Source organism: Marinobacterium ramblicola, from assembly GCF_019084545.1.
GTDB lineage: Bacteria > Pseudomonadota > Gammaproteobacteria > Pseudomonadales > Balneatricaceae > Marinobacterium_D > Marinobacterium_D ramblicola.
Genome location: NZ_JAHREP010000027.1, coordinates 48,302 through 73,419, shown reverse-complemented (window position 1 = coordinate 73,419; position 25,118 = coordinate 48,302). Strand labels below are relative to the sequence as shown.

Sequence of the window (25,118 nt, the reverse complement as noted above, 5' to 3'; positions counted from 1 at the left end):
TCATCGCGTGTCGCACGGAAGCGGTGCCACCGGCCCGGACCGGCACGCATCGTGGCTACGTAGTGCGATTGCCCTGCGGAAACTCCCCGCCGAAAGTAGTACGCCATTTACGCCCATCGACCCTTAGTCAGCCAAACGCAGATCTGACACTATGGTCAGGATAAGAATAATAGAATTGGATTCGAGGACTCCGGCATGCACGCCCGCTTTCGGCGCTGGTCGCAACTGCTGCTACTGTTGATACCGCTTTGGCTGAGCGCCGGCGCCTGCCAGGCCGCCCCCCTGGCCACCGAGCATGACCTGCCGGCCTTGATCAAACAGATCTTTCCCCAGGCCACCGAGATACAACCCCAGCTGACCGATCCCCCGGTCTGGCCCGTCTATCAGGTGACCGAATTGATCGGCTACGCCTTTCTCTCCGGCGACTATGTGCAATTACCGGGCTTCTCCGGCGCCCCCTACCAGCTATTGATCGGCATCGACCGCGATGGCATCTACCGCGGCGTGAAAGTACTGGAGCACCACGAACCGATCTTCCTGCACGGCCTGGGACCGGAACCGATGCACCGCTTCACCGAGCAGTATCCGGGACTGGATCTGCGCCACACGATCAAGATCACCAGCGCCGCGGTGCGCAACAAGAGCAGCGGCAGCAACGTCTATATTGACGGCATCACCAAAGCCACCGCATCGGCGATCGTACTGAATGAGAGCGTGATGCTGTCTGCCATCCAGGCGGCGCAGCAGCTCGGCTTGATTCCTCACCGCAGCACCCCGGCGCAGGTGCGCATGGACGTTCAGGAGCCCGCCGACTGGTCCAGACTGGTCGATGAGCAGTGGGCACAACAGCTGAAGCTGAGCGAGACTCAGGTCGACGGCGCGTTCACCGATCAGCCGGTTGCCGAGCCAAAGGGTGACACCTTTATCGACCTGAATGTCGCTTATCTGAACACCCCGACCATCGGCCGCTACCTGCTCGGTGCAGAACACTACGCACGCCTGATGGAGCAGAAACTGGAGCCGGGCGAGCACGCCATCGCGGTATTGAATGCCGGCCCCTACTCCATCCTCGGCGACAACTTCGTGCGCGGCACGCCACCGGACCGGCTGGCACTGGAGCAGAACGGCATCCAGATCGAACTGCGCGATCTGGATTTTTACAGTGCGGTGGATCCGCAACTGCCGGCTGACCTGCCCTACTTCGATGAGATCAGGCTGTTTCGGATCAAGAGCAGTGCAGGCTTCGATCCCGCCTCACCCTGGACCCTGAAGCTGGTGATCAGTCGTGAACAGGGGTATCTGCGGCCGGATCTAATCCGCACCTTTGCCGCCGACTACCTGCTGCCCGAACGCTTCTTCATCATCAGCGAGCAGGAAGCTCTGGACGACACGCCGCTCTGGCTGCAGATCTGGCAGCAGCGGGTGGGCAAGATCGCCGTGCTGCTGCTGGGCCTGACGCTGCTCAGCGCCATCATCCTGGGTCACCGCTGGGTCACCGCCGAGGCCCGGCGCTTCCGCCTGATCCGCTGGAGCTATCTGCTCTACACCCTGGTGTTTATCGGCTATATCACCCAGGGCCAGCTGTCGATCACCAACCTGTTCACCATCCTGCAGGTGGTCAGCGGCAATGTGGGCGGTTCGATCCTGCTGATCGACCCGGTGATCGCCATCCTCTGGTGCTATGTGCTGCTGACGCTGGTGCTCTGGGGACGCGGCTACTTCTGCGGCTGGCTCTGCCCGTTCGGTGTGCTGCAGGAGATGGTTGCCGAGCTGGCGACCAAGCTGAAGATCCGCCAGAAGCGTATCCCCGTGCAGATCCACCGCCGTCTATGGGGGCTGAAATATCTGATTCTGGCCGGACTGGTCGCGGTCAGCTTCTACTCGCTCAGTGCCGCCGAGCGCGGCGCCGAGGTGGAGCCGTTCAAGACCGCGATCACCATGAGCTTCGTACGTGAGTGGCCGTTCGTGATCTATACCGCGCTGCTGTTGCTGGCCGGCCTGTTCGTGCACAAGTTCTTCTGCCGCTACCTCTGCCCGCTGGGCGCCGCGTTTGCCGTGCTCGGCCATTTTCATCTATTGCGCTGGCTGCCGCGCCGTGTCGAGTGCGGCAGCCCCTGCCAGCTCTGCACCCACCGCTGCGGCGTCCGTGCCATCGAGCCCTCGGGCGAGATCAACTACCGCGAGTGTATCCAGTGCCTGGAGTGCGAGGTGATCTATCGCGACGATCACCAGTGCGTGCCGCTGATCAACCAGCGCCGGGGCAAGCGCCGCCCCTCGCAACTGATCGCGAAGGCCTCCTGAATACGGTGGCCATCGCAACCTCGACATTCCGCTTTGCGGGCCACATAATCATCGGACAGTATTGTATATCGAATTATTCCGATATATATTTCGAAAACTAGCGATATACGTAGTATGACAGACAAGACTGAACTCGATGCCGTCATCAAGGCCCTGGCCCACCCGGTCAGACGCCAGATTTTGGCATGGCTTAAGGATCCGGAACGTTGGTTCTCCGAGCAGCATACCTCCCTCGATGGCGGGGTCTGTGCCGGCATGATCGACAAGAAAACCGGTCTTTCCCAATCCACCACCTCCGCGCATCTGGCCACACTGCAGCGCGCGGGGCTAGTGGAGACACAGAAGATCGGCCAATGGATCTATTACAAGCGTAACGAAGCGAATATCCGGGCTTTTCTGGACGCCATCAGCACCAGCCTCTGACCTCTGACGGCGGTGCCGGCAGGCGAAAGCCCCGAATCCAACACCGTCCAAGGAGGCGTTAGATGAGTACACTTTTCCAACCACTGACAGTAGGCGCTCTTGAGCTGCCCAACCGCATCGTCATGGCTCCGCTGACCCGCTGCCGGGCCGAACCGGGCCGAGTGCCGGGCGAGCTGATGGTGGAGTACTATCGTCAGCGTGCCAACGCCGGCCTGATCATCACCGAAGCGACCGCGGTTACCCCGATGGGCGTGGGGTACCCCAACACACCAGGCATCTGGTCCGAAGAGCAGATCGCCGGCTGGAAAAAGATCACCGACACCGTGCACGCCAGCGGCGGTCGCATCGTGTTGCAGCTCTGGCATGTCGGTCGCATCTCCGACCCGCTCTATCTGGACGGTGCGCTGCCGGTAGCACCCAGCGCCGTACGCCCGGCGGGACACGTCAGCCTGGTGCGGCCGCAGAAAGAGTATGTCACCCCTCGGGCACTGGAACTCGATGAGATCCCGGGCATTATCGAGGCTTATCGCCAGGGTGCGATCAACGCCAAGGAAGCAGGCTTCGACGGTGTCGAGATCCACGGCGCCAACGGCTACCTGCTGGAGCAGTTCCTGCTCGATGGCAGCAACAAGCGCACCGACATCTATGGCGGCCCGATCGAAAACCGCGCTCGCCTCATGTTGGAGGTGACCGATGCGGTGATCGGTGTCTGGGGCGCAGACCGGGTCGGTGTGCACCTTTCACCGAGGGCGGACGCGCATGACATGTCGGACTCCGACCTGCGCGGCACCTTCTCCTACGTGGCACAGCAGTTGGGCAAGCGAGGCATTGCCTTTATCTGCGCTCGCGAAAAAGTCCGCGAAGACAGTCTGGGCCCAGAGCTGAAGCGGTTGTTCGGCGGCGTCTACATCGCCAACGAAGGCTTTACGCTGGAGTCAGGCAATCAGTGGGTCGATGCCGGCAATGCCGATGCGATCGCCTTCGGCGTGCCCTACATCGCCAACCCGGACCTGAGCCTGCGCTTCAAGCAGGGCGCAGAGCTGAACACGCCGGACCCCAGCACCTTTTATGCCTCCTCGGCCGAAGGTTACGTCAGCTATCCGGCAATCGCCTGAGAGTCCGATCCAGGCTGATCAGCTGTCGATGGAGCGGTGCCCGGTTTCGGGCGCCGCGTAGAGCAGACAATCGCTCAGTGCAATATCCTTGCGATGGGTGATCATGAACAGCTTCAGCGGCTGAGTGGTTTCCAGCCGCCCCTCGCGGACCTGAAACCAATCATCCAGACGCTCTACCCCCGCGCCATCCCGGGCACTGATCCGGGCACGGCTTTCATGTCCGTCCAGCCACCCGATGAAGGTACCCGCTGGTGCGGTACCGAAGTTGTAGCGCTCCAGGTCCGGCGGCACCGTCAGGTCCACACCCGGCACCGGACGGGTGTCGTAGGCCAGTGTCGCGCCGTCAACGAACTCCAGACGCGCCGGATTGTGGTACAGCTCCAGGTGATGGCCCGCCGGCAGCTCCAGCACGTTATCCATGCCGGCGTAACGCAGCAGCCCTTCATAGGCGATACGGTCCGAGCGCGGGTCTCCGGCACCGCCGCTCTCGATGGTAATAATGGGGCACTCGGGACGGCTGAGCTCCATCAGCGCGCCCAGCCGCAGATCGTTGACCACCAGATGCTCAGTAAATAGCGACACCAGCGCCTCATGCTGACGGTCCTCGTAGGTCACCACGCCAAAGGCGGGACCCGCGCCCGAGGTGTTGTGGATATCGATCACGCACTCCGGCCGATGCTCTGCGAGCAGCTGCAGCACCCGTTCAGCAATCGCGCCCGGCCGGTCGTCGAAGGGCGGACGGAAACAACGGTTCATGTCCCGCTCGCCGGGCATGTAGCGGTGCAGAAAAAGCTGTTCGTGCAGGGCGGTCTCGACCGCGGGAACAAAGCAGGCCAGATTGACCAACGGTTGGTGCCCCTCTTTGAGGAAGCGGTACAGCGCTCGCGTACCGGAGGGCTCATTTCCATGCAGCAGCGTGCACAGGGCACGGGTGCGCCCTGGATCTTGTCCGGGAATCAGAATCAGCGCAGCCCCCCCCAGGCGGGTCAGAAACTCCGCCTCCGTATCACCCCAGATGCTGGCGGCCGAGGCCTCCAGCACTCGTATCGGATCGCTCGCTATCCTCACCCTACATCCTTCCACTGTGCTATCGGCAGATTGTGCCGACTGTTCTCCATATACTCGCGCATCATCTTGCCGAGGGCCAGATGGCGGGGCATGTTTCGATGCAGGCGAGAGAACTGGCGCAGTTGCCAACTGGAACCGTTGGTGCCGGCATCCAGCCGCTGCCGGATCAGATCCAGATAGTGCCTGCTCTCTTCCGAGTCGATACCGATGGCCGACAGGCCGGTTTCGGCCAGGGGCAACAGACGACGCACCAGCTCGACGGGCGTCATCTCGTCGAAGCCGCCCCCCTCCTCCTTTGGCCAGAGCAGTTTCGCGCCCATCCCCTGCTGCGCCGCGCGATAGAAGTTGTACACCAGGGTCTGGTAGGGCATCGCCGGAATCAGACGCGCCATCTGCGGCGCCAGGCCCTCGGTCAGTCCGATCAGCAGCGCGGCATTGGCCATCATATCGCAGGCGCTGGGACCTGCCGGTAACGCCCTCAGCTCGATCCGCAGGTGTCCCTTGCCACAGGAGTCGTAGATCGCTCGGTTCCAGGGCCAGACCGTACCCTGATGCAGTTTCAGTTCGAACAGCTCAGGCACCTCGCCGGCCTCGACCACCCGACCCGGCTTCTCCCCGGTACAGATCGGCAGCAGAGGCGGATGCAGGTAGACATTTTCGGCAAACAGCTCATAGACACCTTCGCGCACCCAGCCGTTACCGAAGTCAACCCGCGACGGCAGATGGGCATCGCGCAGGTCCCGGGTATAACCGTCGATGGCATGCTTGAACAGCGGAATGCGGGTCTCGTGCCAGAGCCGGCGGCCGATCATGAACGGGGAGTTGCTGGCGATACCCAGCACCAGCGGCGTCGCCAGCTGCACCGCGTTGAAGGTACGCGCGTAGGCGGCGGGCTCGACCCGGTAGTGCAGCTGCAACGAGGTGTTGGCCCCCTCCAGGGTCAGATCCCGCGAGCGCAACTCCACCGGCTCTTCGCCGTTGATCTTGATCGAGAACAACTTACCGCGCAGGTTGGCCAGACGTTCGGTCAGGCAGTGATAGCGCTTCAGGTCGGTCATGTTGCTCGGCCCGAAATCCCGTCGTTTCAAGGTCGGCAATATACCGATCGGCACCACATGCGCACCATACTCCTCTGCCGCCTCGCTCAAACGACCGATAGCATCGAGGATCTGCGCTTCGGTCGAGGAGAAGGGGCGCCCCTTTAAGCGTACCGGGGTCAGATTGTATTCGAGGTTGTACCGGTTCAGCTCAAGCGTGACCTGGGGGTCGTCCACCTTCTGCTGTATCTCGGCATTGCGCCCGACCGGGCGCCCCTGGGCATTGACGATGTAGAGTTCCAGCTCGGCACCGAAGGTCCTGGCGCCCTTGCCAAATCCGGGCCGATTCAAAACGGCGGCAAGCGCCTCCAGGTCTTCATCGAGTCGTTGCTGAAACTGCTGAATGGATCTGGCCGAGAAATCGGCATCTTCGATAGCTCGTCCCATGGCAGCACCTGCACAAACCTTTGCATTCAGGATGGCACATCGCTGCCAGTTCTCAACCGAACGAGATCAATAAACAGGGAGCAAAAACGGTTTCGAAAGAACGGGATGGGGAGCGTACCCATCCCGGGAGGGTGTTATACCCGCTCACGCTCCAGGAACGGCACCAACACCCGGTACAGAGCCTGCGCATCGCCGCTGCCCGCCAGCTCCCGGATCGAGTGCATGGCAAACTGCGGCACACCGATATCCAGGGTGCGTACACCCAGCTCGGCGGCGGTGATCGGACCGATGGTGCTGCCGCAGGCCATATCGGTGCGCACCACAAAGCTCTGCACCTCGACCCCCTGCTCCTCGGCGAGATGACGGAACAGCGCGCTGGTTTCGCTATTGCTGGCGTAACGCTGATTGGCGTTGGTCTTGATCACGGGCCCCGCGTTGAGCAGCGGACCGTGGTTATCATCATGCCGGTCGGCGAAATTGGGGTGCACGCCGTGGGCGTTATCCGCCGAGATCAGCATTGAGGCCGCCAGTGCCCGGTTGCGCGCATCGGCTTCCGGCATCACCCGCTCCAGCCACTGCTTCAGCATCGGCCCCTGAGCGCCCGATGCACTCATGCTGCCCACCTCCTCGTGATCGTTGCACACCAGCACCTGGCCGGGACCCGCATCGGCGTCGATCAGCGCTTGCAGGCCGATAAAGCAGCTGAGCAGGTTGTCGAGCCGGGCCGAGGCGATGAACTCGCGGTTCAAACCCAGCTCCGCTGCCCCCTGAGTATCGTAGAAGCAGAGCTCGTAATCGAGTACCCGGCTGACGCCCTCGACACCGCTATTGGTCAGGTGCTCGCGCAGCAGCTCACGGAACTCCGGTTTCTGTTTCGCCTGCCCCATCACCACGGGCAGGAAGGTCTGGGCGTTGATGTTCCGACTGGAGTTGGCTTCACGATCAAGGTGGATCGCCAGACTCGGAATGATCGCCACCGGTCGCTCAAAATCGATCAACGAGCTGTGTAGATCTCCGGCATCATCGCGCCAGCTGACCCGTCCAGCCAGCGACAGGTCGCGGTCGAACCAGGGGTTTAGCAGCACCCCGCCGTAAACCTCGACTCCGAGCTGGAAGTAGCCCTTGCGCACCAGTTCCGGTTGCGGCTTGACCCTGAGGCAGGGGGAGTCGGTATGCGCACCGACCAGACGCCAGCCCGTGCTGGCGATATCGGAGTCCAACGGCTGCCGCCAGGCGATGATCGACGATCCGTTGCGGCGGATGAAATAGCCCCGGCCCGGCTCCAGCGCCCAGCTCTGGCTCTCACGGAGTTCGACAAAGCCCGCCGCCTGCAGGCATATCGCCAGCGAAGAGACTGCATGCCAGGGGGTCGGTGATGCATCGAGAAATTCGATCAGCTCTCGGTTGAATTCAGTTTGCGCCATTTTACCCTCCTGTCGCCGGCTTGCTGTCGGCCTCGCCCGCCTGCTCGATATCGAGCAGCTCCACCCTGAATATCAGCGCCGAGTTGGCGGGAATCATTACCGACGGGCTGCGCGCGCCATACGCCAGATCGGCCGGCAGATACAGCATCCGCTCGCCACCGACGCGCATATCCATGAGCCCTTCACTCCAGCCCCGGATCAACTGATTCAACGGGAATCGGGCAGGCTTGCCGCGCTGATAGGAGCTGTCGAACACCTCACCATCGATGCGCGTGCCCTCATAGTGCACGACTACCACGTCCCGGGGCCCCGGTTGAGCCCCCTGGCCCTGGCGAATCACCTTGTACTGCAGTCCAGAGGGCTTGACCAGGACATCGGGGTTGTGGGCATTTTCGGCCAGAAACGCATCGCCCGCCCGCCGCGTGTCATCGTTCAGCGCCTTGTCCAGCAACTCCTGGCGAAAACGTGCCTCCTCCGGATCCTCGCCACAGGCACTCAGCAGAATGGCCGCCCCCAGACCCAGGGTACAACACAGTAGATTCCGACGGCTCAGCGTTTTCATTCCGACCTCTTGAAACGAACAAAGAGCGCTGATTTTACATTAGTTATCGGGCTGACTACACTCGGAAGCCTGCCACGTCTATCCTTAACGGGTGATGGCGGGCGGAACTCGACGATCGCACTGCGTGTCAGAGTTATCAAATCGAACGACCTGGAGCCTCTCCCTGCGATGACACATCGTTTCAAGCTCACTCCCCTTTTTCCGGCGTTGCTGTTTGCACTCTTCATATCGCTGCCTGCACAGGCGCGACTGGACCCGGAACCGATCTACAAGCAGACATTGCTTGAGGTGGTCGACACGCTGCAAAGGGGACACTACAACCGAATCGATATCAATGACGAGCTCTCCAGCGCGTTGTTTGATCGCTATCTCGATACGCTGGACCCCAGCCACAGCTACTTTTATGCCGCCGACGTGGCGGAGTTCGAAAAGTGGCGCACCAGCCTGGACGACCAGATCAAGAGCGGCGAGCTGAGCGCGGCGTACACCATATTCAACCGTTTCGAGCAGCGAAATCTGGAGCGTTTGGACTACATCATCGGCCGTCTTGAAGATGACACGGCGGAGTACGACTTTACCCTCGATGAGTCGATCGACCTGGATCGCAAGGAAGCCCCCTGGATCGAATCGGCCGAGGAGATGAACGATCTCTGGCGTCGACGGATCAAAAACGCCCTGCTCAGCCTCAAGCTTGCCGATAAAACTGTCGCCGAGGCGCGAGAGATTCTGCTCAAGCGTTACCGCTCGCAAAAACAGCGTGCAGAACAGGCCAAAAGCGAGGACGTGTTCCAGACCTACGTCAATTCGCTGACCGCCGAGTTCGACCCGCACACCCAGTATTTCTCTCCGGTCAGTGCCGAGAGCTTCCGCATCAACATGAGCTTGTCACTGGAGGGTATAGGCGCCGTACTCCAGAGCCAGGATGAGATGACCAAGATCGTCAGTCTGGTACCGGCGGGCCCTGCGGAGAAGAGCGGTCAGCTCAAACCCGCCGATCTGATCGTCGGCGTTGCCCAGGGCGACGACGGGGAGTTCGAGGATGTGGTCGGCTGGCGCCTGGATGACGTGGTGCAGCTGATCCGCGGTCCCAAGGATACCGTGGTGCGGCTGCAGATCATCCCGTCGGATGCGGCGGACCAGACCATGCGCAAAACCGTTCGTTTGGTGCGCTCGAAGGTCAAACTGGAGGAGCAGGCCGCCAAGAGCCGGGTGCTGGATATAGAGCAGGATGGCAGAACGCATAAGATCGGCGTTATCAGCATCCCGGCGTTCTATATCGATTTCCAGGCACTGCAGAGCGGCGATCCGAACTACAAGAGCACCACCCGCGACGTACACGCCCTGATCGACGAACTCAAGGCGCAACAGGTCGAAGGGCTGATCATCGACCTGCGCGACAATGGCGGCGGCTCACTGCGTGAAGCGAACGAACTGGTGGGTCTGTTCATCAGCCGCGGTCCCACGGTCCAGATCCGCGATCCGGACGGCCGGGTCGATATCCTCGGCGACTTCAACCCTGAAGTGGCCTGGAATGGCCCGCTTACCGTCGTCGTCAACCGCCTCAGCGCCTCCGCCTCGGAGATCTTTGCCGGTGCGATTCAGGACTACCAGCGTGGTCTGGTGGTCGGCAGCCGCACCTTCGGCAAGGGTACCGTACAGGTGGTGCAGGAGATCGATCACGGTCAGATCAAGATGACCCACTCCAAGTTCTACCGCATCTCCGGCGAAAGCACCCAGCACAAGGGGGTCAATCCGGACATTCAGTTCCCGACCCTGTATGACGAAAATGAGATCGGCGAAAGCTCGCTCGACTCGGCGCTGCCCTGGGACCAGGTACGTCCGGTGCGTTACGGTCGCTTCCCCTCGTTAACCGATATGCTGCCGACATTGAACCAGTTGCACCACCAGCGTACCGATAAGAACCCCGACTTCCTGTTCATGAACGAGCAGATCGAACACCTGAAGGAGAAAAGAAGCAGCCGCGTATCGCTCAACGAAAACACCTTGAAGGATGAGCGAGAGAAAGCGGAAGAGTGGATGGTGAGCAGCGAAAACCGTCGACGTCGGGCCAAGGGGCTGGAGACGGTAGATTCGCTGGCCGAACTGGAGGAGTCACTGCCCAAGGATGAACAGGGCCGAGCGATCAATCCTGAAGCTGAAGCGCTGCTCAAGGAAAGCGCCCATATCATGCTCGACATGATCAATCTAACCACTCCCCAGGCCACGGCCCAGAGTCGACTGGAGCGCTAACCCGGGCATGAAAATCTCGAAAAAAGCAGTAATTGCGCTGTGCGCGGCACCACTCCTGATCCTGATACTCGGCGTAGGCGGCTATTTTGGCTGGCAGGCCATGCGGGCTCAGCATGACGAGAACCGCGACATACTGCAGAAGTTCGGCTTCGAGATCATGCCCGCCAACCCGTATACGGAATCCACCGGCGTGCTGGGTCAAAAGCAACTGCCGGCCACATTCGCGGAGGATGATCTGACCCCGGTGGAGAAGGTGATCCATGGCCTGCTGAAGGACAAGGAGCGCCTGCTGAAAGACAACGAAGCGCTGCAACTGGAGATAGATCAACTGCAGCAGCAGATCGCCGAGCTGGAGCACTACAAGGAGATTAACGAGCAGTTCGCGCCCGAAACACTGGAGCAGGAGCTCGCGCGCACCCGCAACGAGCTGGAAGCGGGCTTGCGCGCACTGCCCGAAGCCAAACGCTTCAGCGAATTCTGGATCAAGATGATGTCGGGGGCGGCACTGACCGAGTATAGCCGCTTCATCGATGCCAACCGAATGCTGATCGACCCACCGACGCGCAAGCGCCTGGTCGAGCACGACCTGATCAACTATGCCTTTTGTGTCGGCAGTGCCATAGAGATTGCCGCCAACTCCCCCGACGAGGTACGCACTATCGCCAGATGGCTTGAAAAGCCCGATACGACGCGATTGCCATCGGCGTTGGCGGAAGATCTCAACACTGTCCTCCCCCCCTGCCAAACGCCACTGCGCGAGCAGATGAATGCCAGCCTTAGCGCTCGCAGCGGATGATTTTTCATCCATGTTCGCTGTTCATGGTACTGCCGGATCTGTATAATCTTGCCACTTTATCACTTGCATACCCCCTACGTCAGCGCGGTGGTATGGCGGGTGTTATCGATAACCGACCCTGTATAGCTGACGATACAGGCTGGATAGCTGCCAAGCCCCAATCGGCGAAAGCGGCACAAAGCATAGGACATTTTCATGAGCGAAAGCTTTGCTGAACTGTTTGAAGAATCCCTCCAAAACGTAGCGATGACTCCGGGCACCCTGGTCATGGGTGAGGTTGTCGATATCGACAGCGACTGGGTTACCGTGAACGCCGGCCTCAAGTCTGAAGCCGTTATTCCCCGTTCACAGTTCGTCAACGATGCCAACGAACTCGAAATCTCTATCGGCGACACCGTCAAGGTAGCGCTGGAAGCGGTTGAAGATGGCTTCGGTGAGACCCGCCTGTCCCGTGAGAAAGCCAAGCGTGCTGAAGCATGGGAGATTCTTCAGACTAAGTTTGAAGCTGAAGAGACCGTCAAGGGTTACATCTCTGGTAAGGTCAAAGGCGGCTTCACTGTCAGCATCAACAACATCCAGGGCTTCCTGCCGGGTTCTCTGGTTGACGTTCGCCCGATCCGCGACGTTGATCACCTGGAAGGCAAAGAGCTGGAGTTCAAGCTGATCAAGCTGGATCCGAAGCGCAACAACATCGTTGTTTCCCGCCGCGCCGTGCTGCAGGAAGCCAACAGCGCTCAGCGCGATGAGCTGCTCGCCACCCTGGAAGAGGGTCAGGTTGCCAAGGGTTACGTCAAGAACCTCACCAACTACGGTGCGTTCATCGACCTGGGCGGCGTTGACGGCCTGCTGCACATCACCGACATGGCGTGGAAGCGCATCTCTCACCCGAGCGAAATGCTGACTCCGGGCGACGAGATCACCGTCAAGATCATCAAGTTCGACAAGGACAGCGGCCGCATCTCCCTGGGCCTGAAGCAGCTGTCATCCGATCCGTGGGATGACATCAAGGCTCGCTACCCGGCTGGTGCCAAGGTTGCTGCACGCGTCACCAACCTGACCGACTACGGCTGCTTCGCTTCTATCGAAGACGGCGTCGAAGGCCTGGTACACGTGTCCGAAATGTCCTGGACCAACAAGAACATCCACCCGTCCAAGATCGTTCAGATCGGCGACGAGGTAGAAGTGATGATCCTGGACGTCGACGAAGAGCGTCGCCGTATCTCCCTGGGTATCAAGCAGTGCACCCAGAATCCGTGGGTTGGCTTCTCTGAGCAGTTCGCTGCCGGCGACCGTGTCAGCGGTACCATCAAGACCATCACTGACTTCGGTATCTTCGTTGGTCTGGATAACGACCTCGACGGTCTGGTCCACATGTCCGACATCTCTTGGGAGGCCGACGGCGAAGCCGCTCTGCGTCAGTTCAAGAAGGGCGACGAAGTCGAAGCGGTTATCCTGTCTATCGACGCCGAGAAAGAGCGTATCTCTCTGGGCATCAAGCAGCTGGCCAGCGATCCGTTCAGCGAATACCTGGCAACCAACCAGAAGGGCTCTATCGTAACCGCTCCGGTCAAGAGCGTTGATGCCAAAGCGGCTATCATCGATCTGGGCGACGGTATCGAAGGCATCCTGAAAGTGTCTGAGATCTCCTCTGAGCGCGTTGAAGATGCAAGCTCCGTTCTGTCCGTAGGCGAAATGGTTGAAGCCAAGATCACCGGTGTTGACCGTCGCAACCGCGCGATCAACCTGTCGATCAAAGCGAAAGACCAGGCTGAAGAGAAAGAAGCTCTGAACGCTGTGCGCAACCAGGAAGTTGAAGTGGCCGGTCCGACCACTATCGGCGACCTGATCAAGCAGCAGATGGCTAGCCAGAAAGACTAAGTCTTTCATCAGGCAATAAAAAAGAGCGCTTCGGCGCTCTTTTTTTATCTGCAGGATGTACAGTATGCCGCGGAGAACATGGATGTTCGAGAGCGGCGCGTCCCTTCCGAGAGATCAATCGATCACGAAGTTGATCAACTCCTCTTCGTGAATCTCGTTGTCCAGCACCTCGTAATAGCTCAGCACCGAAGCGCGCGCCTTGATCACACTGCTGCGATCACCGGTCAACAACGGATGCCAATCCGGCAGATCCTTGCCTTCATGTATCAGCCGGTAGGAGCAGGTCGGCGGCAACCAGTGAAACGCCTCCACATCCTCCGGCCTCAGCTTGACGCAGCTCGGCACCAATTGGCAGCGGCGCTCATACTCGGTGCAGCTGCAGCTCTCCCTGTCGAGCAGATGGCACAACACGGTGGTATAGAACACCTCCTGGGTATCCTCGTCCTCCACCTTGTGCAGGCAGCAGAGCGCGCAACCGTCACAGAGCGACTCCCATTCGCTGGACGTCATCTCCTGCAGCGTCTTGCGCCGCCAGAATACCTCCTGAGACACGCTCAGCGCACTCCCGTTTCAGGCCGATTGACGTGAATGTCGAGCATGTACTCCTCCTTCGGCGGCGGCATTTGCAGGTAGTATCCCTTCTCCTCTATCCCTTCAAGCACCCTCTCGGATTCCACCCGTGCCAGCTTGCGATCGCTCTTCAGCGGCATATCCATCACATGCACCGGCTTGCCGAACATCTCCAGCAGCGGCTCGGGTACGCGAGTCAGCGCCTCACGCTTGTCCACGTAGAGATACGTCTCATCCTTACGGGGACTCTTGTAGATACTGCAGATTTTCATATCAACTCTCTCGCTCAAACTCGTTCAACCGCGCCAGCAAACGCTCGCCGACCAACGCCCGCCGCCAGCCCTGCAGGGTTGGCGGCAAGCTGTAGCCGCCCTGCTCATCACGGCTCTGGATCAAGGCATCGATATCACGCTTGCGCAGCAACACCTCGACGGCAAGACCCTGATTCTCGGCAACCTCTCGCCCGATGGCTTTCAGCGCCTTGATGCGCTTGTTCCAGGCATAGTGCAAAGGCCGCTGGATCGGCGCAGGCGGATTGGCCGCCGCCGACTGTTCGGCATTCAACAGGCAGGCAAGAATCGCCTCACCATCTTCGCGCACCACCTTGCGCCGTATCTCCGGCACCCGCCCCAGCGCTTGCAGCGTCGTCGGCCAACGCTCGATGATGGCCAGCAGATGCTGGTTGCGCAGCAACCGGTTGCGCGGCACATCTCGTGCGCGGGCAGCGCGCTCTCGCCAGGCGGTGAGGTCTCTCAACCCCGCTCGCTTGACGTCGGAGATGTTCCACACCTGACTGAAACGCTGATAATAGGTCAAACCGTCCGGATCCGTATCGATCACTGCCAGACGCTGGTCCGAACACTCTTCAAGCACCCAGTCGAGACGCTGCAACTGCTTCAGCTGCGCCTGCAACTCCAGCGCTATCGCCGGCAGGTAGGCCACATCCAGCGCGGCATAATGCTCCTGCTCCGGTGTCAGCGGCCGCTGCAGCCAGTCGGACGTGGTCTCGCCCTTGCCCAATTGCACGTCAAGCGCATGCGCGACCAAACGCTGCAGCCCCATACTGAAGCCCCAACCGGCAAAGGCAGCCGCCACCTGAGTATCGAACAGCGGCTCGGGCAACACCCCGTAACTGTTCAAAAACAGTTCGAGATCCTCACTACCGGCATGCACCACCTTAAGCACTGAATTGTCGGCGAGCAGCTCGACGAATGCACTGAAATCCTCGATCGACAGCGGGTCGATCAGATAGCATTCAAACTGATCGGACAACTGAATCAGACCGGGACGCGGGTAAAAGGTGTCTACCCGCATAAACTCGGTATCCAGCGCAACCATCGGCAGTTGACGCCAACGCAGGCAGTATTCAGCAAGCGTGCGGCTGTCACGAATCCATGTCGGTTGTGCGGCGGACACCTCCAGCCTGCGCCAATCCCAGGCCCCGGTCTCTTGGGTCATCTCAACTCCCTATTACACGGCCCTATTACAAAACCCTATCGCAGCGAACGACGTCCGGCCAGCGCGTGCGCCAATGTACCGCCGTCGACAAACTCCAGCTCACCGCCGACCGGCACCCCGTGCGCTATGCGGGTAATCCGCACAGGATGATCGCGCAGCTGCTCGGCGATATAGTGCGAGGTCGCCTCGCCCTCCACCGTGGGGTTGGTGGCAAGTATCAGTTCCGCCACCTCCCCCTCATCGATGCGATCGAGCAGCTGATCGATCCCCAGCGCCTCCGGCCCTATGCCATCGATGGGCGACAGGTGCCCCTTAAGCACAAAGTAGACACCGTTGAAGCCCCCAGTCTGCTCGATCGCCATCATATCCACCGGCGATTCGAGCACGCAGAGCAGAGCACGATCGCGCGACTGACTGGCACAGATCTCACAGACAGACTCTTCCGACAGCGTACGACACCGACTGCACTCGCCGATCTTCTCAACTGCCTCGACCAATGCACTGGACAGCGCCAGGGCACCGGTGCGATCCCGTTCCAACAGGTGCAGCGCCATACGCTGAGCCGACTTCGGCCCGACTCCCGGCAAGCAGCGCAGGGCACTCACCAGATTCTGCAGTAACGGACTGAACGCCATGATCAGAACGGCATCTTAAAGCCTGGCGGCATACCCATGCCGGAGGTCACTTTAGCCATCTGCTCCTGGGTATTCTGTTCGATCCGGCGCACCGCGTCGTTCACCGCCGCGGCGATCAGATCCTCCAGGATCTCCTTCTCCTCTTCCAGCAGGCTGTCATCGATAGACACCTTTTTCACGTCGTGACGGCCGTTCATCACTACGCTGACCAGGCCGGCACCGGACTCGCCGGTTACCTCTGCAGCGGCGATTCGCTCCTGCGCCTTCTGCATCTCTTCCTGCATCTTCTGGGCCTGTTTCATCAGGTTGCCCATGCCACCTTTCATCATGTTCGATTCCTCTGCATTATTCAGGAGGGGTCTAAGGGTGTGACAGATTCTTCTTCGATATGTGCCCCGAACTGCTCGATAATCTGCTGTACCAGCGGATCATCCTTCAGCGCGGCAACCGCTTCCGCCTTACGCTCCAGGCGCCGGCGAACGGAATACTGCGCAGGCGTCTCCCGGGTCTGCACCGCTTCCCGGAATTCGACCTGAAACTGCGCTCCCAGGCGGCTGTGCAAGGCATCGGCAATGCGGCTGCGTTGGGTTTCGTTCAACAGCGCATCCTGCTCGGCGCTGTAGTGGAAACAGAGCCTGGTCTCACTGACCTGCTCCAGCGACAAGGCGCGTGCCAGACTGTCGGTCATACCGGTCAAACCGAGTTCAGCGACCAGCGCGATCCAGTGCTCAGGAGCCAACGCCTCCACACGCTCAGGCATGGGCGGGTAGGTTTCACCAAACGGCACTGCCCGTGGCATCGCCGCAGCCACGGTTACCTGGGCTGGCTCCTGCCGCTCTGTCGGACTGACGGGCTCGAAAACGGCTGCCGCCGCCTCTTGCGGCGCGGCTGCAGCCTCAGGCTTTTTTACCGGCGCGATCTCCCCGACAGCGGTCGCCTCAACGGGTGCCGCACCTACGGGTGCCGCATCATATTCATCCCAGGGTGGAGGCTCATCCATCATCGGCGGCTCTTCCATTACCGGGGGCGCATAAGGCTCCCGCGGCGCCGCTGGTGGCTTAGGGGCCTCCTGGCGGATCGGCTCAGGCACTGGCTGAGGTTGCGGCGGCTGAGAGGGTTGCGGCTGCTGAGCCGGCGCGTCAGGCCTGGAGATCGGCGGCGGCGCTGTCGACGCCGGCGCACTCGACATCGGCGCAGCGGGCGTCGGAGCCGGTTTGTCCGATGCACTCTGCGGCGAAGGCGCCGGAACGGGCGCGGCCGCAGCGCCAGCGGGACGAAACGCCAGCATACGCAACAGGATCATCTCCAGCCCTTCCCGGGCATGGGGTACGAACGGCAGGTCCTTGCGCCCCATTACCGCGATCTGGTAGTAGAGCTGAACATCTTCGGCCCGCATTCTGGACGCGAGCTCACGTACCTGTTCCAGGTCACCCAGACTGTTATCGACCGCCTCGGGCACCGCCTGCGCCAACGCGACACGGTGCAACAGGCTGATCAGCTCACCCAGCACACCGGCGTAATCGGGTGAAAAACCGGCGAGTTCGGCGCTGGCGGCCAGCACCTCGGCACCGTCATGGCTGGCGATCGCCTCCAGCATGCGGTAGACCAGTCTCTGATCGATGGTGCCGAGCATCGCCCGCACATCGTTCTCGGTGACACTGCCGGCACCGAAAGCGATCGCCTGATCGGTCAGGCTGAGTGCGTCGCGCATGGAACCGTCCGCCGAGCGCGCCAGCAACCACAGCGCGGGCTCTTCAAAGCGGATCGTCTCCTCCCCGAGCACATGCTTGAGGTGGCTGACGATACGCTCCGGCACCAGATTCTTCAGGTTGAACTGCAGACAGCGGGACAGGATGGTCACCGGCAGCTTTTGCGGATCGGTCGTCGCAAGCAGGAATTTAACGTGCGGTGGCGGCTCCTCCAGCGTTTTCAACAGCGCATTGAAGGAGTGGCTGGAGAGCATGTGCACCTCGTCGATCAGGTACACCTTGAACCGGCCGTGGGTTGGCGCGTACTGCACGTTTTCCAGCAGCTCGCGGGTATCCTCCACCTTGGTCCGCGATGCCGCGTCAACCTCTATCAGGTCGACAAACCGCCCCTCGGCGATTTCACGACAGGCGGTACACTGGCCGCAGGGCTCAGAAGAGACCCCCTGCTCGCAGTTAAGCGATTTGGCAAACAAGCGGGCAATCGACGTTTTACCGACCCCACGCGTCCCTGTGAACAGATAGGCATGATGAAGGCGGTCGTCATCCAGCGCGTTGACTAGCGCCTTGAGAACATGTTCCTGCCCCACCATCTCCTGAAAACGGCGAGGCCGCCATTTTCGTGCCAAAACCTGATAGCTCATTGTGCCTCGTGCAGCTTGCGTCTGATCTCTATGCAAGGCGCAGATATTAACACGCCCCCAGCCCTGAGTCGTTAGCATCGCCTGCTGCTTTATTCCAGTACTACTGCTACCAATATATAACTGCCCATCATTAACCCTAAACATATAATGGATAAAATTTAACGTAGCGGGCAGATAGTCAATCTGGCACCCCCTCAGGGCAAAACAGGTCGTACCAACCTCCACTTATGAGCTCATCGTCGAATCCATCTTGTCAGCGATCCAACCCGGCAATGTCTGAAGCCGAAGAGCGGCACAGTGCAGGTGACGGGATATCGCCTTTCACACCCGAAGAACTGATCAACAAGCTGGCGATTCCTGCGTTCGCCATCAATGCCGAGCATCTGATCACGCACTGGAACCTCGCGCTGGCACGCGCATCGGGCCTGCCGGCAGAACAGATGATCGGCACCCGCAACCAGTGGATGCCTTTCTACTCGCACCAGCGTCCAACCCTGGCCGACCTGATTGTCGACCACGCCCCGCCGGATATGCTGGACAAGCACTATCCCGGCAAGTACCAGCCCTCGGACCTGATCGAAGGTGCCTATGTCGCCGAGGACTTTTTCCCGGATATCGGCAAGGGTGGTGAGTGGTTATCCTTCACCGCGGCACCGCTGCTGGATGGCGAACAGCAGATCGTCGGCGCCATCGAGACCCTGGTTGTCATTACCGAGCGTAAATCCGCCGAACAGGAGTTGCGCAAAAACGAGAGTCGCTACCGCCAGCTAAGCCAGATCGACGACCTCACACAGCTGTTCAACGCCCGTCAACTGCGGCGCGAAATCAATCGGCAGATCAAGCTGTGCAAACGTTACGACCAGCCAATGGCGCTGGTAATGCTGGATCTGGATCATTTCAAGGAGGTCAACGACTCCTGGGGCCACCTGTTCGGCGATGAGGTCCTGAAGCGTTTCGCCAGCATCATTCGCCACAACCTGCGCGCCTCCGACGACGGCTTCCGCTACGGCGGCGAGGAGTTCATCATCCTGATGCCGTTTATCGACGAACAAGCCGCCCTGAGGGCAGCCAAACGTATCCACCAGGCGTTCTGTGATACCCGGTTCAAAACCGCAGATGGATCGGAGTTGCGGCTGACGCTCAGCGGCGGCGTCACCCGATTATGTCCGGATGACGACTACGACAGGCTGCTCAGGCGCGCCGACGCGACTCTGTATGAAGCCAAGCGCGGCGGGCGCAACCGGATATTGCTGAGCAAGGATAGCCAGGCGGGATATCCTGAACCACCCCAGCTGTAATTAAAGCCTGCCCTGAGGGTGGATAAACTCCCAGGCTGAGACCTCCTCTCCACGCTCGCACTGCACTTCAATCAAACATGGCTGATTCAGCGCGATACATCTCTCCAAAACCGGCTTCAGCTGCTCCGGCGTCTGCACGCGATGACCGGCGGCACCGAAGCTCTCGGCCAACTTGACGAAATCGGGGGTCATCAGCTCGGAGCCGGAGTAGCGCGCGCCGTACCCCAACTGCTGATCCCGGCGCACATTGCCGTAGGAGTTGTTGTTGACGACGATGGTGACCAAACCGATGTTGAACTCGACCGCCGTCATCAGCTCCTGGGCACCAAACATGAAGCCGCCGTCACCGCAGACCGAGACCACCGCCTTGTCCGGATTGGCTACCTTGACCCCGAGCGCGGTCGGGAAGCCAAAACCGAGGGTGCCCTGATAGCCGCTGTCGATAAAGGTGCGCGGCGCATAGACCGGCAGACCGCCGATCCAGGTCGCAAACCCCATCTGCGACAGCTCCGGCACGTAGAAGCCGTCCCGCGGCAGCACGTCACGAATCACGCTCAGGTAGGAGAGCTGCGGCTGCACCTTCTGGATCGCCTGCCAGGCGATCACCTTCGCCGTCGCGATCTTGTCGATACGTCGCGGATCCGGCTTGACCCGGTCCTGCAGCAGATTATACAGCGCCCGGCAGGCATCGGCGGAATCGGCGATCAGGCCCACATCCGGGGAGAAGATCGCCATCTGCGCCGGATCAATATCGATGCGGATCAGTTTCGGCCCCCCGCTCGGCTTCTGCTCATACTGCATATAGTCGCCCCAGCGCATATAGGGCATCTCCAACCGCGAACCGACGCCGATCAACAGGTCGCAATCGTCCCACAGCTGCCTGGCAGCCACCGGTCCCACGCCGAGCGGATGGTCTTCGGAGACGACACCACGCCCGCTGCGGAACCCGGTCACCGGCGCGCTTAGCAGCTCGGCCAATGCCCCGACCGCCTCCGCCGCATGCAGCGCTCCGGCGCCGCACATGATCATCGGCTTGCGCGCCTTGGCGATCAGCTCGGCCGCCGCCCGGAGGCTATCCAGATCCAGCTCAGGGGCGCTCGGTTCGGCACCGCTCGGTGCCTGGATATCGAACTCATCCACCGCCGCCATGGTATCCCAGCACATCTCGATGCTGACCGGACCGGGGCGTCCGCTGCGCGCGGTATCATAGGCGCGATTGACTATGTCGGAGGTCTGTTGAGGATTATCGATGGTGAACGCGTCCTTGATGATCGACCTTAGCGTGCCCGCCTGGTCCTTGAGCTCATGCAGATGCCCGCGCCCCTTGCCGACAAAGCTGCTCGGCACCTGACCGGTCAGCCCGACGATCGGGCTGCAGTTGCCCATCGCCGTGCACAACGCCGCGGCGGTATTCAGAACTCCGGGGCCGGGCACGACGGCAAAGGTGCCGGTCTTGCCGCTGGATTTCGCATAGCCCATCGCCATATACGCCGCACTCTGCTCATGCCGCGGCACGATCAGGTTGAGCTTCTGCTTGTAGATGCCATCGAACAGCGGATAGATCTGGGCTCCGGGAATGCCGAAAATGGTATCGACACCGTTTGCAATAACGGATTCGATAATCGCCTCGCCGCCAGTTATTTTTTTCATAACACACCAAAACGCTTTATAAATTATCTTCGAGCGATGATAGAGAGCGCCTACAGTGCCCGGAAGTATCGTTTCGCTGCATCGGGTATAATCAAAACGTTATAGCCTTTTAGATACCGGTCCGAGATCCCCTTTCGCGAGGTGCCAATGAACATCAAGCAGCTGAAGTTTTTCCTCAGCATCGCCGAACACGGCAGCATCGCCGCCGCGGCAAGAACACTGGACGTGGCGCAGCCGGCACTGAGCATCCAGATCTCCAAGCTGGAACATGAAGTGGGCACCGACCTGTTCACCCGCGGGCACGGCGGCGTGCGGCTGACCGATGCCGGCGAACTGTTCCATTTCCACGCCACTGCGGTGGTCCGGCAGATGGAGCAGGCGCTGGAGGAGATATCCGACCTGAACAAGAGTATCCAGGGTACCTTCGTCGTCGCCATGAATCAGGCCACCGACAATATTCTCGCCCTGCCCCTGTTCCGGGCGCTGGAGAGAAAATACCCCGGTATCGACCTCGATCTCAGAACCGGACTCTCATACGACGTCAAAAAGCTATTAACCAGCGGCGAAGCCGATCTGGCGATTATTTATGAGGATGGCCAGAAGGACCCGGACATAATCAAATATCCGCTGATCAAGGAAAATCTATTCTTTGTCTGCAAACCGGGCACACTGAAAACCCCAGACAAGGAGATCGATTTCGCCGCGCTGGCGGATCACGAGATCGTGATGACCTCGGAGAAGGAGTCTCTGGGTTACATCACCGCCCGCTACGAAAAAGCCACCGGAATCAGCCTGCGCAAGAAGCGTCCCTACGGCCAGCTGCTGACCGGACTGAGATTTTCCGCCCAAGGACTGTGCACCATTATTCTGCCCTCCTCCGCCTTCTATCATCTCGAGGAGCGCGGCGAGGTAGAGGGCTACAAGATCGTCAATCCCGAGGTGCTGCGCGATGTATACCTGGCCGTCGATGCCAGGAAACCGCTTCGCCTTAGAACCATCAAGATGATGGAGGTGATCAGGGAGTGTGTGCAGCAGGAGAATCTGGCCCGGCACTGGATCGGTACGCCGATCAATCGCTAGCCAAGAAACGGAATAAATCAGGCCAGTAGTCGGAGGGAGGGGGAAACTGGGGGTGGCTCCACCAGCCGACATCCCGGCACACGAGTCAACCGCTGTGGCTGCTCCCTTCCGGGCCTGACCAGGTTCACGGTGTATCGTTGCGAGAGGACCGGCGGAGCCACCATAACGCGGCTTTCGCCCTGTTCCTGAGCGGCGCAAGGACCTGCTGAATCGGAACAGGCGCGCAGTATAAGCATCGCGCCCAGGGAATGCAAACGCCAAACACAGCACAGGACACAGAGCGTCACTCGGCGGGTTTCGACTGCCCCAGACGCTCGACTATCCCCTTCGCCACCGACTTGATCAACGATTGATCAACCTGTTCAAGCGGCAGCGGGCGGCACAGACGCTGCGCCTGCAGCCCGGTACGCGCGGTAAACAGCCCGGCCCCCAGACCCTGCCCGGCACGCGCCGACAGGGTCGCGGTCAGCGAGCTGCCCAGCGCCGCCGAGCCGGCATCGATCGCCATCTCGCTGAACCCGGCAAAGGCCAGGTTGTGCAGCACCCGTTTCAGCAACACCCACTGCACGGACGCGCCGGGCGCAACGCCGTAGATAGAAGCGACCTCACGCAGCATGCGCAGGTTGCGCCAGCCCACCAGCAACATGTCGAAACTGGCCCAGGGGCTCAGTGCCACCAGCACACCCGATTCGACCGCGTAGCGTTGCACGCAGCGCCGCGCCCGAGCATCCTGGTCACTGAGCGCATGGTGGGACAGGTAGCGTACGATCTCACTATCGTTATAGGCCGAATCCAGCAGCCGGATCGTTTCATCCAGCCGCTGCTGCTCGGGCGTATCGCGGTAGTGCCGTTGCAGCTCTCGCAGCAGCGCACCGGCACCGCCCTGCCCTTGGTGCTGCAACAACGCCCGTGCATCCGCCTCGATCCGTTCGATCTGGCTCAGCTGGCGCAAGCCTTTAACGCTGCGCCAGAGTTGCACACCGCCGCTGAGCGCCAGCAACAGCAACATAAGGCTGACACCGCCTCCCAATAGCGGATGGGTGGTGAAGGACCAATCCAGCAGACGATAAAGCTCGATACCGACACCGGAAACCAGCACAGCGCCCAACGAGATACCGAACAGCCGCCGCCAGCCACCGCGGCGTTTTCTGGCCGGGGCGTGATCGGCATCCGCGGTCTCACCATCATCAAGGGCCTCCCTGACCTGCTGCAGCGGAAACTCCCGTGCCTGCGATTCAGGCGGCATCACCGGCCTTGAGGTATCGAGCTGTTTCGGATCCAGCCAGACCGGCTTGCGAAACTTGTCGGGTTCACTCATCGGAACTGGTCCCCCGTCATATACTCCAGCAACTGGTCAAGCCGGATATGGTGCGATGGCTGCAGCTCATGCTGCGGCAGACGCCTGGGGGCAAAGTCGATAAAGCGGAAACGCTCCTGAGTCCAGTCGTCGGCGCTCGGCAGTTCAGTCGGCACCTCGCCCGGGAACAGCGCCACCTCCTCGTCGCTATCCTTGCGCCAGCCGCGCAGACAGGAGAGGGTCTGGCCATCGACCTGCGCCTCGGCCGCCTGGGTCGAGCGCAGGGATGCGATCGCCATGCAGCGCGTTTCTATACCCTCGAAGCCCATATCGCGTTGAGCATCCTGAATCATCAGCTCCAGAAAGCGGTCCAGATTATGGTGCTGATTGGCGGTCACATGATCAGCCTTGGTGGAGGCGAACAGCACGCGGTCGATCCGCGGTTTGAACAGCCGCCGCAGAAAGCCGTTGCGCCCGTAATTGAAGCTTTGCAGGATCCCGTTCAGCGCCCGTTGCATATCGGTAAAACAGGCCTCGCCCCGATTCAGGGTCTTAAGACAGTCGACCAGCACCAGCTGACGATCGAAGCGGGAAAAGTGCTGTAGATAGAAAGGCCGCACCACCTGCTCCCGATAGCGTTCATAGCGCGCTTTCAACAGCGCGAGAAAACTGCCGTCCGGGATCTCGCCAGCGGGCCAGGTGGGCAAAACCAACGGGAAAAGCTGCACCAGCTCGCCCGGTAACAGGCAACGGCCGGGTTGCAGAAGACTCAGCGCATAGGGATCGGATCTAAGTACCTGCAGCAGTTTGGCAAAGCTCTCGCTGAGTTCCTGCAACAACGCCGGATCCGCCGACGCATGCCAATCGACCTCACGTACCCGTGCCAGCCAGGACGACGCCACCGACAACCGCGGCTCCCGTTCAAATAGCCGCCGCTGGTTCTCGCACCATTGTTCGAAACCCAGCTCCAGCATCGGCAGGTCGAGCAGCCACTCGCCGGGGTAATCGATAATATCGAGATACAACGTGGCGGATTCCCCTAGCACCCGCCGCAGGCCCGGCGGTCGACGGTAGCGTATCGCCAGCCGCACCTCCGACAGCTGCCGGGTCGACGCAGGCCAGTGTGGCGGCTCCTGGCCAAGACCTGTCAGCGCCTGCTGCAACGGAAACGGGTTACTGGACTGCGCACTGAGATCACGGGAGCCGATAATCCGGCCGCCAGCGGCGACATCGAAAAACGGCAGCGAACCGCTGCGATGGGCATGCAGCAGATGATGCACCAGTGAGGTGATAAACACCGTCTTGCCGCTCTGGCTCAGCCCGGTCACCGCCAAGCGCAGGTGATGCTCCGTACTCTGCTCTGCCAGTTCGGCCAGCCTGTCGCGCAGCTGTTCCACCCGTTGATCACCGATCCAGGACTTCAGCCTGCCACCGATCCCCATAATCGCCCCTCATCCCTCACGGTTCTCATGCAGTTAC

Annotated in this window: 21 protein-coding genes and 1 other RNA gene; 8 read left to right on the top strand and 14 right to left on the bottom strand. The window is 60.7% G+C overall.

The genetic code is table 11. The features are described from left to right. The first annotated feature begins 195 nt into the window (after positions 1–195). The 3 genes from KQ940_RS18590 (at position 196) to KQ940_RS18580 (ending at position 3,839) form a co-directional block, all read left to right on the top strand. Positions 196–2,301, top strand: a complete 2,106-nt coding sequence (locus tag KQ940_RS18590; protein WP_217415366.1) for a NosR/NirI family protein — start codon at positions 196–198, stop codon at positions 2,299–2,301. 114 nt (positions 2,302–2,415) lie between these two features. Further along, positions 2,416–2,724 (top strand): ArsR/SmtB family transcription factor, encoded by a 309-nt coding sequence (locus KQ940_RS18585; protein ID WP_217415364.1) that lies wholly within the window; start codon positions 2,416–2,418, stop codon positions 2,722–2,724. A 62-nt stretch (positions 2,725–2,786) separates the two neighbouring features. Continuing rightward, a complete protein-coding gene (locus KQ940_RS18580) occupies positions 2,787–3,839 on the top strand; it encodes an alkene reductase (RefSeq protein ID WP_217415363.1) in 1,053 nt (350 codons plus the stop codon). Positions 3,840–3,857: 18 nt separating this feature from the next. Here the strand turns inward: KQ940_RS18580 and KQ940_RS18575 are convergent, their stop codons facing one another. From KQ940_RS18575 to KQ940_RS18560, 4 genes are all read right to left on the bottom strand, one after another. After that, positions 3,858–4,907, bottom strand: coding sequence for a M14 family metallopeptidase (locus tag KQ940_RS18575; protein WP_217415362.1), 1,050 nt, complete (start codon positions 4,905–4,907; stop codon positions 3,858–3,860). Then, positions 4,904–6,391 carry a glutamate-cysteine ligase family protein gene (locus tag KQ940_RS18570; protein ID WP_217415361.1) on the bottom strand — a complete coding sequence of 496 codons (1,488 nt, stop codon included), beginning with the start codon at positions 6,389–6,391 and terminating at the stop codon, positions 4,904–4,906. Before KQ940_RS18570 ends, KQ940_RS18575 begins: the two co-directional genes overlap by 4 nt. Before the next feature lie 134 nt (positions 6,392–6,525). Then, complete coding sequence (locus KQ940_RS18565; RefSeq protein ID WP_217415359.1) at positions 6,526–7,815, bottom strand: M18 family aminopeptidase; 1,290 nt, start codon at positions 7,813–7,815, stop codon at positions 6,526–6,528. 1 nt (position 7,816) lies between these two features. Beyond that, positions 7,817–8,377 carry an FKBP-type peptidyl-prolyl cis-trans isomerase gene (locus tag KQ940_RS18560; protein WP_217415358.1) on the bottom strand — a complete coding sequence of 187 codons (561 nt, stop codon included), beginning with the start codon at positions 8,375–8,377 and terminating at the stop codon, positions 7,817–7,819. A 168-nt stretch (positions 8,378–8,545) separates the two neighbouring features. Here KQ940_RS18560 and KQ940_RS18555 point away from each other — a divergent pair, with 168 nt between their 5' ends. From KQ940_RS18555 to rpsA, 3 genes are all read left to right on the top strand, one after another. Next, complete coding sequence (locus KQ940_RS18555) at positions 8,546–10,627, top strand: carboxy terminal-processing peptidase (RefSeq protein ID WP_217415356.1); 2,082 nt, start codon at positions 8,546–8,548, stop codon at positions 10,625–10,627. A 7-nt stretch (positions 10,628–10,634) separates the two neighbouring features. Next, the gene (locus tag KQ940_RS18550) at positions 10,635–11,423 is read left to right on the top strand and encodes a hypothetical protein (protein ID WP_217415354.1); all 789 of its coding nucleotides are present in this window, start codon (positions 10,635–10,637) and stop codon (positions 11,421–11,423) included. Between the two features lie 195 nt (positions 11,424–11,618). Continuing rightward, entirely contained in the window at positions 11,619–13,301 is a 1,683-nt protein-coding gene (gene rpsA / locus KQ940_RS18545; RefSeq protein ID WP_217415353.1) for a 30S ribosomal protein S1, read from the top strand. Positions 13,302–13,415: 114 nt separating this feature from the next. Here rpsA and KQ940_RS18540 read toward each other — a convergent pair whose 3' ends face one another. The 6 genes from KQ940_RS18540 to dnaX are packed head-to-tail and all read right to left on the bottom strand — an operon-like array spanning position 13,416 to position 18,314. Then, entirely contained in the window at positions 13,416–13,853 is a 438-nt protein-coding gene (locus KQ940_RS18540; RefSeq protein ID WP_217415351.1) for a YcgN family cysteine cluster protein, read from the bottom strand. 2 nt (positions 13,854–13,855) lie between these two features. Further along, positions 13,856–14,143: a YcgL domain-containing protein gene (locus tag KQ940_RS18535; RefSeq protein WP_217415349.1), complete on the bottom strand. Its 288-nt coding sequence runs from the start codon at positions 14,141–14,143 to the stop codon at positions 13,856–13,858. Between the two features lies 1 nt (position 14,144). Beyond that, positions 14,145–15,329, bottom strand: coding sequence for a ribonuclease D (rnd, locus tag KQ940_RS18530; protein WP_217415348.1), 1,185 nt, complete (start codon positions 15,327–15,329; stop codon positions 14,145–14,147). Positions 15,330–15,364: 35 nt separating this feature from the next. Continuing rightward, entirely contained in the window at positions 15,365–15,964 is a 600-nt protein-coding gene (gene recR / locus KQ940_RS18525) for a recombination mediator RecR (RefSeq protein ID WP_217415347.1), read from the bottom strand. Between the two features lie 2 nt (positions 15,965–15,966). Beyond that, the gene (locus tag KQ940_RS18520; protein WP_188745259.1) at positions 15,967–16,293 is read right to left on the bottom strand and encodes a YbaB/EbfC family nucleoid-associated protein; all 327 of its coding nucleotides are present in this window, start codon (positions 16,291–16,293) and stop codon (positions 15,967–15,969) included. A gap of 20 nt (positions 16,294–16,313) precedes the next feature. Next, positions 16,314–18,314, bottom strand: a complete 2,001-nt coding sequence (gene dnaX, locus KQ940_RS18515; RefSeq protein WP_217415345.1) for a DNA polymerase III subunit gamma/tau — start codon at positions 18,312–18,314, stop codon at positions 16,314–16,316. A 272-nt stretch (positions 18,315–18,586) separates the two neighbouring features. Here dnaX and KQ940_RS18510 point away from each other — a divergent pair, with 272 nt between their 5' ends. After that, complete coding sequence (locus KQ940_RS18510) at positions 18,587–19,612, top strand: sensor domain-containing diguanylate cyclase (protein WP_217415343.1); 1,026 nt, start codon at positions 18,587–18,589, stop codon at positions 19,610–19,612. Here KQ940_RS18510 and KQ940_RS18505 read toward each other — a convergent pair whose 3' ends face one another. Further along, positions 19,613–21,262 (bottom strand): thiamine pyrophosphate-dependent enzyme, encoded by a 1,650-nt coding sequence (locus tag KQ940_RS18505; RefSeq protein ID WP_217415342.1) that lies wholly within the window; start codon positions 21,260–21,262, stop codon positions 19,613–19,615. 147 nt (positions 21,263–21,409) lie between these two features. Here KQ940_RS18505 and KQ940_RS18500 point away from each other — a divergent pair, with 147 nt between their 5' ends. Continuing rightward, a complete protein-coding gene (locus tag KQ940_RS18500; protein ID WP_217415340.1) occupies positions 21,410–22,342 on the top strand; it encodes a LysR family transcriptional regulator in 933 nt (310 codons plus the stop codon). Between the two features lie 56 nt (positions 22,343–22,398). Here KQ940_RS18500 and ffs read toward each other — a convergent pair. The 3 genes from ffs to KQ940_RS18485 all read right to left on the bottom strand — a co-directional run bounded on the left by ffs (position 22,399) and on the right by KQ940_RS18485 (position 25,081). Beyond that, an RNA gene (gene ffs, locus KQ940_RS18495) (signal recognition particle sRNA small type) lies at positions 22,399–22,496 on the bottom strand. Positions 22,497–22,625: 129 nt separating this feature from the next. Continuing rightward, positions 22,626–23,660 carry a TIGR01620 family protein gene (locus KQ940_RS18490; protein ID WP_217415339.1) on the bottom strand — a complete coding sequence of 345 codons (1,035 nt, stop codon included), beginning with the start codon at positions 23,658–23,660 and terminating at the stop codon, positions 22,626–22,628. Next, the gene (locus tag KQ940_RS18485) at positions 23,657–25,081 is read right to left on the bottom strand and encodes a YcjX family GTP-binding protein (RefSeq protein WP_217415337.1); all 1,425 of its coding nucleotides are present in this window, start codon (positions 25,079–25,081) and stop codon (positions 23,657–23,659) included. Before KQ940_RS18485 ends, KQ940_RS18490 begins: the two co-directional genes overlap by 4 nt. Positions 25,082–25,118: the final 37 nt, after the last annotated feature.